The sequence below is a fragment of the Sphingobium sp. RS1 genome, from assembly GCF_056156825.1.
Genome location: NZ_JBLZXE010000002.1, coordinates 1199041 through 1210425 on the forward strand (window position 1 = coordinate 1199041; position 11385 = coordinate 1210425).

Sequence of the window (11385 nt, forward strand, 5' to 3'; positions counted from 1 at the left end):
TGAACGAATAGTGGAGATAAGACGTGTCGCAAGCGGTACTGGATCAGGTGCCTGTCCTGTCCATGGCGGAAATGAGCAAGGCGGACTTCGCCACGGCCTTTGGCCAATCCTTCCAGCGCTTCGGTTTCGCCATGGTGAAGGATCATGGCATGGATCAGAGACTGGTCGATGATGGCTGGGCGCTGGCGCGCCGCTTCTTCGATCAACCGGTGGAAACCAAGCGCGCCTATGACGCCAAATTCAATGGCGGGCAACGTGGCTATACGGCGTTCGGCGTCGAAATCGCCAAGGGCGCGAGCGAGAATGACCTGAAGGAATTCTGGCATGTCGGCCGCGACCTGCCCGAGGGCGATCCTTTGGCCGAGACGATGCCGCCGAACGTGTGGCCAAGCGAAATGCCGGAGTTCGAGCCGGTCTTCGCGAAACTCTATCGCGAGTTCGACCGGGTTGGCGCGGAATTGCTGTCGGCGATCGCGCTGTATCTGGGCCTGCCCGAACGATGGTTCGACGGCCCCATTGAACATGGCAATTCGATCCTGCGCCTGCTCCATTATCCGCCGGTGTCAGCGGAGGCACCGGGTATCCGCGCTGGGGCGCACGAGGATATCAACCTCATCACCCTGTTGCTGGGCGCCGAAGAAGGCGGGCTGGAACTGAAGGATCGCAGCGGCAACTGGCTGCCCGTGGTGCCGCCGCCCGGCGCGCTGGCAATCAATGTCGGCGACATGTTGCAGCGGCTGACCAACCATGTGCTGCCGTCGACCAGCCACCGCGTCGTCAATCCGCCGCCCGAACGGCGCGGTCATTCGCGCTATTCCATGCCCTTCTTCCTGCACCTGCGCCCCGATTTCATGATCGACGCGCTGCCGCAATGCGTGAGCGAGGATAATCCGCGCCGCGATCCGCCGATCAGCGCGCATGATTATCTGACCGAGCGGCTGATCGAGATCGGGCTGATCCAGAAGGGGTAGAAATTCCGTTCGGTTCGAGCAGCCTTCGAGCGAAGCCGAGAAGGCAAGTCGAGAACAGTTCTCGACAAGCTCGAACCGAACGGAACCTGATTTACTTGCGCCCGCGGCCGAGGGTGATGCCGATTTCCTCGCCACGTTCGCTCAGCGCCAGCTTGACGATCTTCACCTCGACATGGCTGACCTTGTCGTCCTGAAGGAAGATGGTGTCGATGATATGGTCGGCCACCGCCTCGATCAGGGTGAAATGCACGCCTTCGGGCAGCGCGGTGGACGCGGAATGCTTCAGGTCCATATAATTTTTGGACTGGGAAAGCGCAGTGTCCGGCTCGTAATGATCGGCGATTCGCAGGCGCGCGCGGATGGAAATACGCAGCGGCTGGGGGAGATGCGTCTCCTCCGAATAGATGCCGGTGAGTACATCGACGTGCAGGTTGTTCACCTCCAGCGTCAGAAAATCGTCAAATCCCGTCTGCATAGCCTTGCCACATCAGGGCCGCGTCCCACCACATAAGATGGTGTGAGCCGGGGCCTATTTAGTCTTTCATTTTGCGAAGCGGACGCTAAAGCCCCGCTTCCGGCGCTGCCCCATGCGCCATTGATGGCGGATCGGCAAGACGTGTCAGACATTGTGCCCCTTAACAGTCAGCCCGAAGCGGCGATCGAGCAACTGCTCGACGCGGCGTTTGGACCCGACCGTCATGGCCGCACCGCCTATCGTATCCGTGAAGGCATGCCCTGGCTGCCCGCCCTCTCCTTCGCCACGGTCGATGCCGACGGCACGCTGATCGGGTCGCTGCAAAGCTGGCCGGTGGCGCTGACCGATGCGGATGGCGGGCAGACGCCGCTCATCATGGTCGGCCCGGTCGCTGTCGCGCCGGCGCATCAATTTGGCGGCCATGGCCGGGCGATGATGGACGCGGTGGTCGCTGCCGCCCGCGCGATCGGGTGCGAGCCGCTGATGATGATCGGCGATCCGGAATATTATGGCCGCTTCTGGGGCTTCGCCGCCGATGGCACCGCAGGCTGGGACGCGCCCGGCCCGTTCGAGCCGCGCCGGCTGCTCGCCCTGTCGGTCGATGGCCGTCCAGTCGGCGGAACGGGCATGCTCAGCCCCAGAATATCCGTCGCGGCCTGATTAACTCTTTGCGCGCGGCGCAGAGGCTCCTATCTCCGCCCCATGCCGATGGAACCCTTGCCCGACCTCGCCACCCTGTCGCTTGCCGATATCGCGCGGCTGGCCGCCGAAAAGCGCCTGCCGCCAGTCGAGAAATGGAATCCCGACCATTGCGGCGACAGCGAGATGCGGATCGCCCGCGACGGCACCTGGTATCATCAGGGGTCGCCGATCGGGCGCGAAACGATGGTGCGGCTGTTTTCCACCATATTGCGGCGGGAACCGGATGGCAGCCATGTGCTTGTCACCCCGGTCGAGAAGCTGGACATAGAGGTGGAGGACGCCCCCTTCGTCGCGGTCGAACTGAAGAGCGAGGGCGAAGGACGTGCGCGCAGCCTGGCATTCCGCCTGAACAGCGGGGATATCGTGACCGCCGGGCCGGACCATGAATTGACGGTGCGCGAGACGCCGGACGGCCCCCATCCCTATCTGCATGTGCGTGGCGGACTGGAGGCGCTGGTCGGGCGCAGCGTCTATTATGAACTGATGAATTTGGCGCTGGAAGAGGATGGCGCGCGGGTCGGCCTGTGGAGCGAGGGCGCCTTCTTCCCCTTGGACGGCGCCGCATGACATTGGCGCAGCGGCTGCGCACCGCATTGGAAGACGGGCACCGGCGGACCGACATTGCACCGGACGACATACGCGACCCGCGCATCATCGGCGACATCGCGCTGGCGCCGGCTGCCGTGCTGGTGGCTATCACCGACCGGCCCGAACCCGGCCTGATCCTGACCGAGCGCGCGACGACGCTGCGCAAGCATGCGGGGCAGATCGCCTTTCCCGGCGGCCGGGTGGATGAGGGCGATGCCGACGAGATTGCCGGCGCGCTGCGGGAAGCCCAGGAAGAAATCGCCCTGTCGCCCGACCGGGTGGAGGTGATCGGCACGTCCGATCGCTACAGCACCTTTACGGGCTTCGATATCGTGCCTGTGCTGGGTGTCATTCCGCCCGACCTGCCGCTGCGTGCGCAGAAAGGGGAAGTGGCGGACTGGTTCGAATTGCCGCTGGCCTATGCGCTCGACCCGGCCAACCGGATGCGGCGCGAGGTCGAATTTGCCGGCGCGATGCGCCATTATTACGAGATTTTCTGGGAGGGTCGGCGTATCTGGGGCATTACAGCGGCGATCCTGGCCAATTTGTCACGGAGGCTGGGCCATGACCGTCCTGCCGCCTGACGCCGCCTGGCGCCATCGCCCCGGCCTCGATGGCCTGCTGAACGCGCTGGACGCGGCGGAAGGCAAGGCACGTTTTGTCGGCGGCGCGGTGCGCGACGGGCTGCTGGGGCTGCCGGTCAATGATCTGGATGTCGCCACGGTGCTGGACCCGCATGATGTGGTCGACCGGCTGAAGGCGGCGGGGATCAAGGCAGTGCCGACCGGCATCGACCATGGCACCATCACCGCCGTACTGCCCGATGGACCGGTGGAGATCACCACCCTGCGCCGGGATGTCAGCACCGACGGACGGCGCGCCACGATCGCCTATACCGACGACTGGCGCGAAGATGCGGCTCGGCGGGACTTCACCATCAACGCGCTCTATGCCGATCCGCTGACGGGCGAGATCAGCGACTATTTCGACGGGCTTGCCGATCTGGCGGCGCGACGCCTGCGCTTCATCGGTGACGCATCGGCGCGGATCGCCGAGGATCATTTGCGCATCCTGCGCTATTTCCGGTTCCTGGCGCGCTATGGCGACAACGAGTTGGACAGTAGCGCTTACGACGCGTGCGTTGCCGCCGCCAACAGCCTGATGGCGCTGTCGCGCGAGCGGATCGCGGACGAATTGTTGAAACTGCTGGGCGTGGCGGCGCCGGTCCATGCGCTGCGGCTGATGGTGGAGGGCGGGATATTGCGTCCCGTGCTGCCGGAAGTCGATATGGCCGGCGTGGCGCGGGTCGAGGCGCTGATGGCGCGGGAGGCGGAGAGCAGTATCGGCGGATCGGCGCTGCGTCGACTGGCGGCGTTGCTGCCGGCTGATCCGGCGCTGGCCGATGGCGTGGGTGCGCGCCTGAAACTATCGAACAAGGCGCGCAAGCGGCTGGTCGTGGCGCTGGAGCCGGCAGCAGCCATCGCTGAGACGCCGCGCGCGCTGGCCTATCGGGTCGGGGTGGAAGGCGCAATCGACCGGTTGCTGCTGGATATCGGACAGGATTTGTCAGCGCTGGCCGCGCTGGAAGGCTGGACACCGCTGGCCTTGCCGATCGGTGGCGGCGCCCTGATCGCGCGTGGCCTGCCGCCCGGACCGGACGTGGCCAAGGCCTTGCATGCGGTGCAGGCGCTATGGGTGGCGGAGGATTTCCCCGACGCTGAGCGGGTCGCGGCGATCGCGGATCAGATCGTTTCGAAATTCCAGCGCGCGCGCCAGTAATCGAAGGCGTCATTCTCGCCCATCGGACGGGCGAAATGATAGCCCTGCCCCTGCCAACAGCCCATTTGTTGCAGGGCATGGGCCAACGCCTGCGTCTCGATCCCCTCCGCCGTAACCTTCAGGTTCAGCGATTCGGCGAGCGACAGGATGGTGCGGACGATGACCGCCTTGTCATGATCCTCCAGCATGGAGGACACGAAACTTCGGTCGATCTTGAGGATGTCGATCGGCAGGCTGTGCAGGCTGGCAAGGTTGGAGAAGCCGGTACCGAAATCGTCCATCGCGATCGGCATCTGCAACCCCTTGAGCGCAACCAGCAATTTGCGCGCCTTGTCGGGATCGGCGATGATCGCGCTTTCGGTCAGTTCCGCGGTCAGGCGGCTGCCGGCGATACCGGAATAGCGTAAGGCTTCCTCGAACATGGAGGCGACATCGTCGCGCGCCATCTGGATCGGCGACAGATTGACGTTGACGCCGACGGGCAACGCCTGGCCGAATTTCGCATCCCAGCGCGACAGCGCCTGTGCCGCTTCATAGGCAGCCCAGCGACCAAGCGAGGTGATGAGGCCGCTTTCCTCCGCCACGGCAATGAACTCGACCGGAGAGACATCACCCAGTTCCTCGTCATTCCAGCGGGCGAGGGCCTCGAAGCCGGTGATTTCACCGGTCTGGAGATGGATGAGCGGCTGATAGGCGAGCGTCAGGCCGCCCTGCGCCAGGGCATCGCGAAGGCGGCTTTCGATCGAGAAGCGGCGCTGCGCTTCCTTCAGCACGCCATTGCGGTAGATTTCCACCTTGCCGCTGCGCTTGGCGATCTTCACTGCCGCCTGCGCCTTGCGCACGACATCGTCGGGATCATCGTCCAGATTGAGCGACAGGGCGCAGCCGATCGCGCAATCGACACGGATCTGGAGGTCGCTCAGGCGGATGGGCGAACTGAGCGCCTCCTTGATCCGCTGAACGATATGAAGAGCATCCGACAAGCCATTGTTAAGACGTGCAAAAATGGCGAAGTCGTTGCCGCCGATGCGGGCCAGGACATCCCCCTGACGCAGGCTGGACTTGAGCCGCTTGGCGACCGTGATGAGCAGTTCGTCGCCGGCCATCGGGCCAAGCGATTCATTCACCCGGCTGAACCGGCTGAGGTCGATGGCGATGATGCCGAACTGCGCATTGTCCGGCCAGGAGCCATTGGCGAGACGATCGTCAATTTCCTCACCAAAGCCTGTGCGGTTGGGCAGCGCGGTCAGGCCGTCCGACAGCAGTTCACGGCGCAGATTCTTCTCGATCGTGCGCTCGCTGGTGCGATCGATCGCGGTGAAGAGATAATATTCGGGATGGCCTTGGGCGGCGGGCAGGCGGCCGAGCGTACACATGAAATATTCCGGGCCGAGCTTGCCGTCGCGGCGCAGTTCGAAACTGTCCGAATCGCGTCCGGACTGAATGAAGCTGATGGCCCGTTCCCGCCATTCCTTCGCCACCCGATCCGACGGGTTGCTGCGCTGCGGGTTGGAACGGAAGACGGTGACAAAGCGGGCATTGCCCTGCTTGAAGTCTATTTCATTGTTTTCATATGAAAAAATAGCCGCCAGCTGGGGTAGTGCCGCCAGCCATTCGGTCACGCCGATGGCGCAGTCAGGATGCGCGTCATCGCCCCCGCTCAAGGGGGTGCCGCTGGCCTGTATGACCGGCAAATTACGCACCGACGTCGATTCCATACCCCCGCTGTATCCAGAAGGAGTAAATTTTCGGGAAACGCTAACCGCCGATATGGTGGAAATCAGACCAACGGATAAAAAGCTGAAATCAGAAGCGATTGTCGCGCGGGAAACCGGTCGGCGGCATGCGGCCGGCGGCGCCGCGGGCAACCTTCCACGGCATCATGTCGCTTTCCGTGCGGGTGCGCCCCGACTCGCCACCCATCGTCCAGCTGAGGCCATCAGCCAGCCTGAAGGCGATCGCGTCGGACAGGCCGCCATCGCGATAGCGCTGCATCTGCACGCCCTGCCCGCGCGCCATTTTCGGCATTTCAGTAAGGGCGAAGACCAGCAGCTTGCGATTTTCGCCGATCACCGCGACGCTGTCCGCCTCCGCCGGGATCGGGCGGATGACACTCAGCTTCGCGCCCGTGCGGACATTGACCACCTGCTTGCCCTTGCGGGTTTCCGCCATCAGATCGGCCACGGCGGCCACGAAGCCGCGCCCGTCGGACGAGGCCAGCAGCAGTTCCGCACCGGTGCGCGCCGGCATGAAAGCCACGATCGCACCTTCATTGTCCATGTCGACCAGCGAGCGCACCGGATCGCCGAAACCACGGCCGCCCGGCAGCTTGTCCGACGCCAGCGTGTAGACCCGGCCGGTAGCGGTCGCCATCAGCAGCTTATCAGTGGTGTAGGCGTGGAAGGCGAATTGCGGGCCGTCGCCTTCCTTGAACTTGAGCGTGTCGGCGGCGGCCAGATCGCGGTGGCCGCTCATCGCGCGTATCCAGCCGCGTTCGGACAGGATGACGGTGATCGGCTCGCGCTCGATCATCGCCTCCAGCGGGATTTCCCGCGCCGGGGCGGCTTCTTCCACCAGGGTACGACGACGGCCGAGATCGACGTCTGGACCGTAGCGCTTGCGCAGCGCGGCCAGATCCTTCTTCAGGCGGGTACGCTGGCGCGCCGGGCTTTCGACCAGCTTTTCCAGTTCCTCCTTTTCCTTGACCAGTTCGGCATGTTCGCGCCGCAACTCCATTTCCTCCAGCTTGCGCAGCGAGCGGAGGCGCATGTTCAGGATCGCCTCGGCCTGACGATCGGTCAGGCTGAATTCGGCCATCATCACCTCTTTCGGCTCATCCTCGGTCCGGATGATCTCGATCACCCGGTCAAGGTTGAGATAGGCGATGATATAGCCGTCGAGCAGTTCGAGGCGCGCGGCGATCTTGTCCAGCCGGTGCTGGGCGCGGCGGACCAGAACGTCGATCTGATGCCTGAGCCATTCGATCAGCAGCGGCTTCAAACCCAGCACGCGGGGCGTGCGGGTTGAATCGAGCACGTTGAGGTTGAGCGGGAAGCGATTTTCCAGATCGGTCAGCCGGAACAGGCTGTCCATCAGCATCTGCGGATCGACGGTGCGCGCACGCGGTTCGATGACGATGCGGATTTCCGCGTCGGATTCGTCGCGCACATCGGCCAGGATGGGCAGTTTCTTGTCATTGATGAGCGCCGCGATCTGCTCGATCAGCTTCGACTTCTGCACCTGATAGGGGATTTGCGTGACGACCGCGATCCAGCTGCCGCGCCCTTCCTCTTCCTTGTGCCAGCGCGCGCGCGTGCGGAAGGCGCCGCGCCCCGTGGCATAGGCTTCGGAAATGATAGAGGGGCTGTCGACCAGCACGCCGCCGGTCGGAAAGTCCGGACCCTGCACGATCTGCATCAGCGCGGCATGATCGGCATCGGGATTGTCGATCAGCAGTCCGGCCGCATCGATCAGTTCGCTGACATTATGCGGCGGGATGCTGGTCGCCATGCCGACGGCGATACCGCTGGCGCCGTTGGCGAGCAGATTGGGGAAGAGGCCGGGAAAAACCTCCGGCTCTTCATCCTCGCCATTATAGGTGGGACGGAAATCGACCGTGCCTTCGTCCAGGCCGGACATGAGGTCGGCGGCGGCCTGCGTCAGGCGCGCTTCGGTATAGCGCATCGCCGCCGCATTATCGCCGTCGATATTGCCGAAATTACCCTGCCCGTCGACCAGCGGCGTGCGCAGCGAGAAGTCCTGCGCCAGACGCACCATGGCGTCATAGACCGACGCATCGCCATGCGGGTGATATTTACCGATGACGTCGCCGACGACGCGGGCGCATTTCTTGTAGGCGGTCGTGTTGCGCGCCGGATTGGCGACCAGCACGTCCGGGTTCGCGCCGCCCGGCTCCATCCGTAGCAGACGCATCGCCCAGAGCAGGCGGCGATGCACCGGCTTCAGCCCGTCGCGCAAGTCCGGCAGCGATCGCGCCGTGATGGTCGAGAGCGCATAGACGAGATAGCGCTGCTGGAGCGCATCGTCGAACGGGTGATCCTTGATGGCGTCGAACGGGTCGCGATAGTCGGTCATTGGGGACGGCTTAGCAGGACGGAAGGTGAACGGAAACGGATTTGGTCAATAGCCCGACATGAGCATGTCGAGGGCGTTGGAAATGTCATAATTCCGATCCCCCAGCGATAGAACGACTTTACCTAATGACCGCGCAGACACCGCACCGGAAAATTGCGTCATCATGACCAGTCGCTGCCCATCCACGTCGAATATCGGATTGAGTTTCGCCATCGGCGTGCCGACATCCTCGATCGGAATCAACGGCACCACGAAACGCGTCGTCAGATGATCCAGCAGGTCGGACTGGCAATCCAGAACATGTCCACCGTCAGGCAGGCGATGCACGCAAAGGCGAGCCATCAGAACATCCGGTATTTTTCGAGCGGCAATCCATATTTTTCGACATAGGCGTTGGAGGCAGCGATGCCGGCAGCATTCTCCTCCTGCCAGCGCCGTCCCCGTTCCGCTGCGATTTCCTTGCGCAACCCCTCTTCACAGGCGCGCGACAGATTGATGCCCAATTCCCTGGCGTCAGCCACAAGATCGACGTCCAGCGACAGGTTCGTCGCCTTGCGCGCAGTCACTCGTTCATGCCTGGTCATCATCGACTCCCGCATTCATTATGCGCATGAACATACGCATGGCACATCAACGCGGCAAGTAGCGCCCGTCCGGATCGGCGGCGATCTCGGCGGCGAATTCCGCGCTGATCCAGTCGCGAAAGGCCTTGGTCTTGGGGGTGTTGCGCGCATGCGGCGGGTAGACGATCCAGTAGCTCGCCTTGTCACGCACATAGGATGGCACCGCCTCCACCAGCAGCCCGGCCTCCACCTCGGCGCGCCAGAACATGTGGGTCAGGATGGCGATACCCTGGCCGGCCATGGCAGCCCGCCCCTCCATTACCTGACTGTCGAGCGCGATGGCAGGTGGCCCGTCATGGTCGCTCGCCTCCACGCCCATCGCCGTCAGCCAGTCACGCCACCAGCTATCTTCCGGCGAGAGACGCGGCAAGGCGAGCAAGGCGGCGGCATCCGCAATCGGGCTATGGCGGGCAAGCCAGTCGGGGCTGCACATGGGCACCAGGCGGCTGTGGGTGAGCAGCTTCGCTTCGAGACCCGGCCATTCCCCCTTGCCGCCGCGAATGGCGAGATCGACGCCGTCGCGGGCCAGATCGACCACCGCATCATTCGCCTGGATGCGCACGGCAAGGTGCGGATGGCGCATCTGAAACGCACCGATCCGGGGCGCCAACCACAGATGCGCAAAACTGTTGGTGCAACTGATCGTCAGCACCGCCGCATGATCCTGCGTCAGTGCGGCGAAGCCGTCGCGCATCAGGTCGAAGGCGCGGGTCAGGACGGGCGCGATTTCACGCCCCTTGTCGGTCAGTGCCACCTTGCGTCCGACGCGCTGGAACAGACTGAGGCCCAGTCGCTCTTCCAGTAGCTTCACCTGATAGCTGACGGCCGCCTGCGTCATACCCAATTCCTGCGCGGCGACAGTGAAATTTTCCAGCCGCGCGGCGGCTTCGAACACACGAATGGCGGACAGGGGCGGCAGGCTGGTCATGACCGCAATTAATAAGCTGACCTTATTTATGAGGTCCAGCCTTTTGCTGGCGGCAATGGCCCCGATCGGGCACAAGCCGGATCGCGGACAGATGCTCCGGTCCGCCTCCTGCCTCAGAAAGGACGGCATCATGCGCGACGAATATGACGACCGGCTGTGGAATGACGGCCGCGAGCAGATCAACAAGGATATCGACCGGCTGGTTGCCCGGATCATGCAGGCGTTTCGCGTCCTGCATGGCATCCAGTGGGCGGCGCCGTGGGTCGAGGATCGACGCTGCCGATCCTGAGCGCGGCGCAGAAAATCCACCGGCGACGGCATGACAGGGGTTGCGGTTTGGGCGGGGGACGCCACCTTGCCCCCGTGCCCGAATCCAACCCCGCCCCCCAATCCGCCCCTCCCCCTCCTCCCATCGCGCTGCTAAACGGCGCGTCGCTGTTCCTCGATTTCGACGGGACTTTGGTACCGCTGGCCGACACGCCCGATGCGGTTCGTGTCGATGACGCGTTGCTGGCCATGCTGGTCCAACTGCGCGATCGGCTGGAGGGGCGGCTGGCGATCGTCAGCGGCCGGTCGATCGCGACCTTGCGCAACCTGGGCCTGGGCGATTTCCTGCTGTCGGGGACGCATGGCCTGGAATTTGCGCATCCCGGCGAAGCGGTGCAGGCGCCGCCCCGCCTGCCGGCGATCGACGCGGTAGAGGCCGCCTTCCACGCCTTTGCCGACGACAAGCCGGGCCTGCTGGTCGAGCGCAAATCGATCAGCGTCGGCCTGCATTTCCGTGGCGCGCCAATCTGGGGCGAGGCAGCGGGGGGGCTGGCCGATCTGCTGGCACGCGATCATGGGCTGGCACTGCAACATGGCAAGATGCTGTACGAACTGCGTCCCGGCGGCGCGGACAAGGGCAGCGCCCTGACGGCGCTGATGCAGCAGCAGCCGATGGCCGGCGGCGTGCCGGTCTTCATCGGCGACGACGTGACCGACGAGGAAGGCTTTGCCGCTGCCACCGAACTGGGCGGCGCCGGCATATTGGTCGGGACACCGCGTCCCACATTGGCGTCATTCTTTTTGGAACAGGTTGCCGCCGTCAGGCATTATCTGTCCGAGGGGGCCGCCGGATAGATTTCCGGAGCCCCTTTGTCGTGACCAACAAATTGGGGGCAGACCGATCCAAGCAGCAATCGAATCCATCCTGGCCGGATCAGAGCGCACGCTCGACCTCTG

13 protein-coding genes are annotated in these 11385 nt (G+C 64.1%); 7 read left to right on the plus strand and 6 right to left on the minus strand.

Features of this window, described 5'->3' with window-relative positions; translation table 11 throughout:
- Window positions 1-23: 23 nt before the first annotated feature.
- The gene (locus tag ACNHGR_RS07355; protein WP_475285069.1) at window positions 24-971 is read left to right on the plus strand and encodes an isopenicillin N synthase family dioxygenase; all 948 of its coding nucleotides are present in this window, start codon (window positions 24-26) and stop codon (window positions 969-971) included.
- Between the two features lie 91 nt (window positions 972-1062).
- Here ACNHGR_RS07355 and ACNHGR_RS07360 read toward each other — a convergent pair whose 3' ends face one another.
- The gene (locus tag ACNHGR_RS07360) at window positions 1063-1446 is read right to left on the minus strand and encodes a dihydroneopterin aldolase (RefSeq protein ID WP_184265486.1); all 384 of its coding nucleotides are present in this window, start codon (window positions 1444-1446) and stop codon (window positions 1063-1065) included.
- Window positions 1447-1569: 123 nt separating this feature from the next.
- Here ACNHGR_RS07360 and ACNHGR_RS07365 point away from each other — a divergent pair, with 123 nt between their 5' ends.
- Genes ACNHGR_RS07365 through ACNHGR_RS07380 form a run of 4 tightly spaced genes read left to right on the plus strand, consistent with a single transcriptional unit; the run spans window position 1570 to window position 4515 of the window.
- Complete coding sequence (locus ACNHGR_RS07365) at window positions 1570-2106, plus strand: GNAT family N-acetyltransferase (protein WP_475285071.1); 537 nt, start codon at window positions 1570-1572, stop codon at window positions 2104-2106.
- 42 nt (window positions 2107-2148) lie between these two features.
- Window positions 2149-2715 (plus strand): DUF1285 domain-containing protein, encoded by a 567-nt coding sequence (locus ACNHGR_RS07370; RefSeq protein ID WP_475285073.1) that lies wholly within the window; start codon window positions 2149-2151, stop codon window positions 2713-2715.
- On the plus strand, window positions 2712-3320 hold the full coding sequence (locus ACNHGR_RS07375) for a CoA pyrophosphatase (RefSeq protein WP_475285074.1): 609 nt from the start codon (window positions 2712-2714) through the stop codon (window positions 3318-3320). Before ACNHGR_RS07370 ends, ACNHGR_RS07375 begins: the two co-directional genes overlap by 4 nt.
- Window positions 3301-4515, plus strand: coding sequence for a CCA tRNA nucleotidyltransferase (locus ACNHGR_RS07380; RefSeq protein ID WP_475285076.1), 1215 nt, complete (start codon window positions 3301-3303; stop codon window positions 4513-4515). The genes ACNHGR_RS07375 and ACNHGR_RS07380 overlap by 20 nt, the downstream gene beginning before the upstream one ends.
- On the opposite strand, the gene ACNHGR_RS07385 is transcribed toward ACNHGR_RS07380, so the two are convergent.
- From ACNHGR_RS07385 to ACNHGR_RS07405, 5 genes are all read right to left on the minus strand, one after another.
- A complete protein-coding gene (locus ACNHGR_RS07385; protein WP_475285078.1) occupies window positions 4479-6233 on the minus strand; it encodes a putative bifunctional diguanylate cyclase/phosphodiesterase in 1755 nt (584 codons plus the stop codon). The genes ACNHGR_RS07380 and ACNHGR_RS07385 overlap by 37 nt on opposite strands.
- A gap of 88 nt (window positions 6234-6321) precedes the next feature.
- Window positions 6322-8610, minus strand: a complete 2289-nt coding sequence (gene parC / locus ACNHGR_RS07390) for a DNA topoisomerase IV subunit A (protein ID WP_475285080.1) — start codon at window positions 8608-8610, stop codon at window positions 6322-6324.
- A 45-nt stretch (window positions 8611-8655) separates the two neighbouring features.
- On the minus strand, window positions 8656-8952 hold the full coding sequence (locus tag ACNHGR_RS07395; RefSeq protein WP_475285082.1) for a CcdB family protein: 297 nt from the start codon (window positions 8950-8952) through the stop codon (window positions 8656-8658).
- Window positions 8952-9194 carry a type II toxin-antitoxin system CcdA family antitoxin gene (locus ACNHGR_RS07400; RefSeq protein WP_475285084.1) on the minus strand — a complete coding sequence of 81 codons (243 nt, stop codon included), beginning with the start codon at window positions 9192-9194 and terminating at the stop codon, window positions 8952-8954. Before ACNHGR_RS07400 ends, ACNHGR_RS07395 begins: the two co-directional genes overlap by 1 nt.
- A 46-nt stretch (window positions 9195-9240) precedes the next feature.
- Window positions 9241-10161, minus strand: a complete 921-nt coding sequence (locus ACNHGR_RS07405) for a LysR substrate-binding domain-containing protein (RefSeq protein WP_475285086.1) — start codon at window positions 10159-10161, stop codon at window positions 9241-9243.
- A gap of 130 nt (window positions 10162-10291) precedes the next feature.
- On the opposite strand from ACNHGR_RS07405, the gene ACNHGR_RS07410 reads away from it, so the two are divergent.
- Both ACNHGR_RS07410 and otsB read left to right on the plus strand, forming a co-directional pair.
- Window positions 10292-10450, plus strand: coding sequence for a hypothetical protein (locus ACNHGR_RS07410; protein ID WP_184265513.1), 159 nt, complete (start codon window positions 10292-10294; stop codon window positions 10448-10450).
- Between the two features lie 74 nt (window positions 10451-10524).
- Complete coding sequence (gene otsB, locus ACNHGR_RS07415; RefSeq protein WP_475288355.1) at window positions 10525-11283, plus strand: trehalose-phosphatase; 759 nt, start codon at window positions 10525-10527, stop codon at window positions 11281-11283.
- Window positions 11284-11385 lie beyond the last annotated feature (102 nt).

Excerpts from the sequence above, each read along its gene's own strand:
- ACNHGR_RS07360 (WP_184265486.1), bottom strand. The coding sequence starts at position 1,446 with ATGCAGACGGGATTTGACGATTTTCTGACGCTGGAGGTGAACAACCTG.
- ACNHGR_RS07365 (WP_475285071.1), top strand. The coding sequence starts at position 1,570 with ATGGCGGATCGGCAAGACGTGTCAGACATTGTGCCCCTTAACAGTCAG.
- ACNHGR_RS07370 (WP_475285073.1), top strand. The coding sequence starts at position 2,149 with ATGCCGATGGAACCCTTGCCCGACCTCGCCACCCTGTCGCTTGCCGAT.
- ACNHGR_RS07375 (WP_475285074.1), top strand. The coding sequence starts at position 2,712 with ATGACATTGGCGCAGCGGCTGCGCACCGCATTGGAAGACGGGCACCGG.
- ACNHGR_RS07380 (WP_475285076.1), top strand. The coding sequence starts at position 3,301 with ATGACCGTCCTGCCGCCTGACGCCGCCTGGCGCCATCGCCCCGGCCTC.
- ACNHGR_RS07385 (WP_475285078.1), bottom strand. The coding sequence starts at position 6,233 with ATGGAATCGACGTCGGTGCGTAATTTGCCGGTCATACAGGCCAGCGGC.
- parC (WP_475285080.1), bottom strand. The coding sequence starts at position 8,610 with ATGACCGACTATCGCGACCCGTTCGACGCCATCAAGGATCACCCGTTC.
- ACNHGR_RS07395 (WP_475285082.1), bottom strand. The coding sequence starts at position 8,952 with ATGGCTCGCCTTTGCGTGCATCGCCTGCCTGACGGTGGACATGTTCTG.
- ACNHGR_RS07400 (WP_475285084.1), bottom strand. The coding sequence starts at position 9,194 with ATGACCAGGCATGAACGAGTGACTGCGCGCAAGGCGACGAACCTGTCG.
- ACNHGR_RS07405 (WP_475285086.1), bottom strand. The coding sequence starts at position 10,161 with ATGACCAGCCTGCCGCCCCTGTCCGCCATTCGTGTGTTCGAAGCCGCC.
- ACNHGR_RS07410 (WP_184265513.1), top strand. The coding sequence starts at position 10,292 with ATGCGCGACGAATATGACGACCGGCTGTGGAATGACGGCCGCGAGCAG.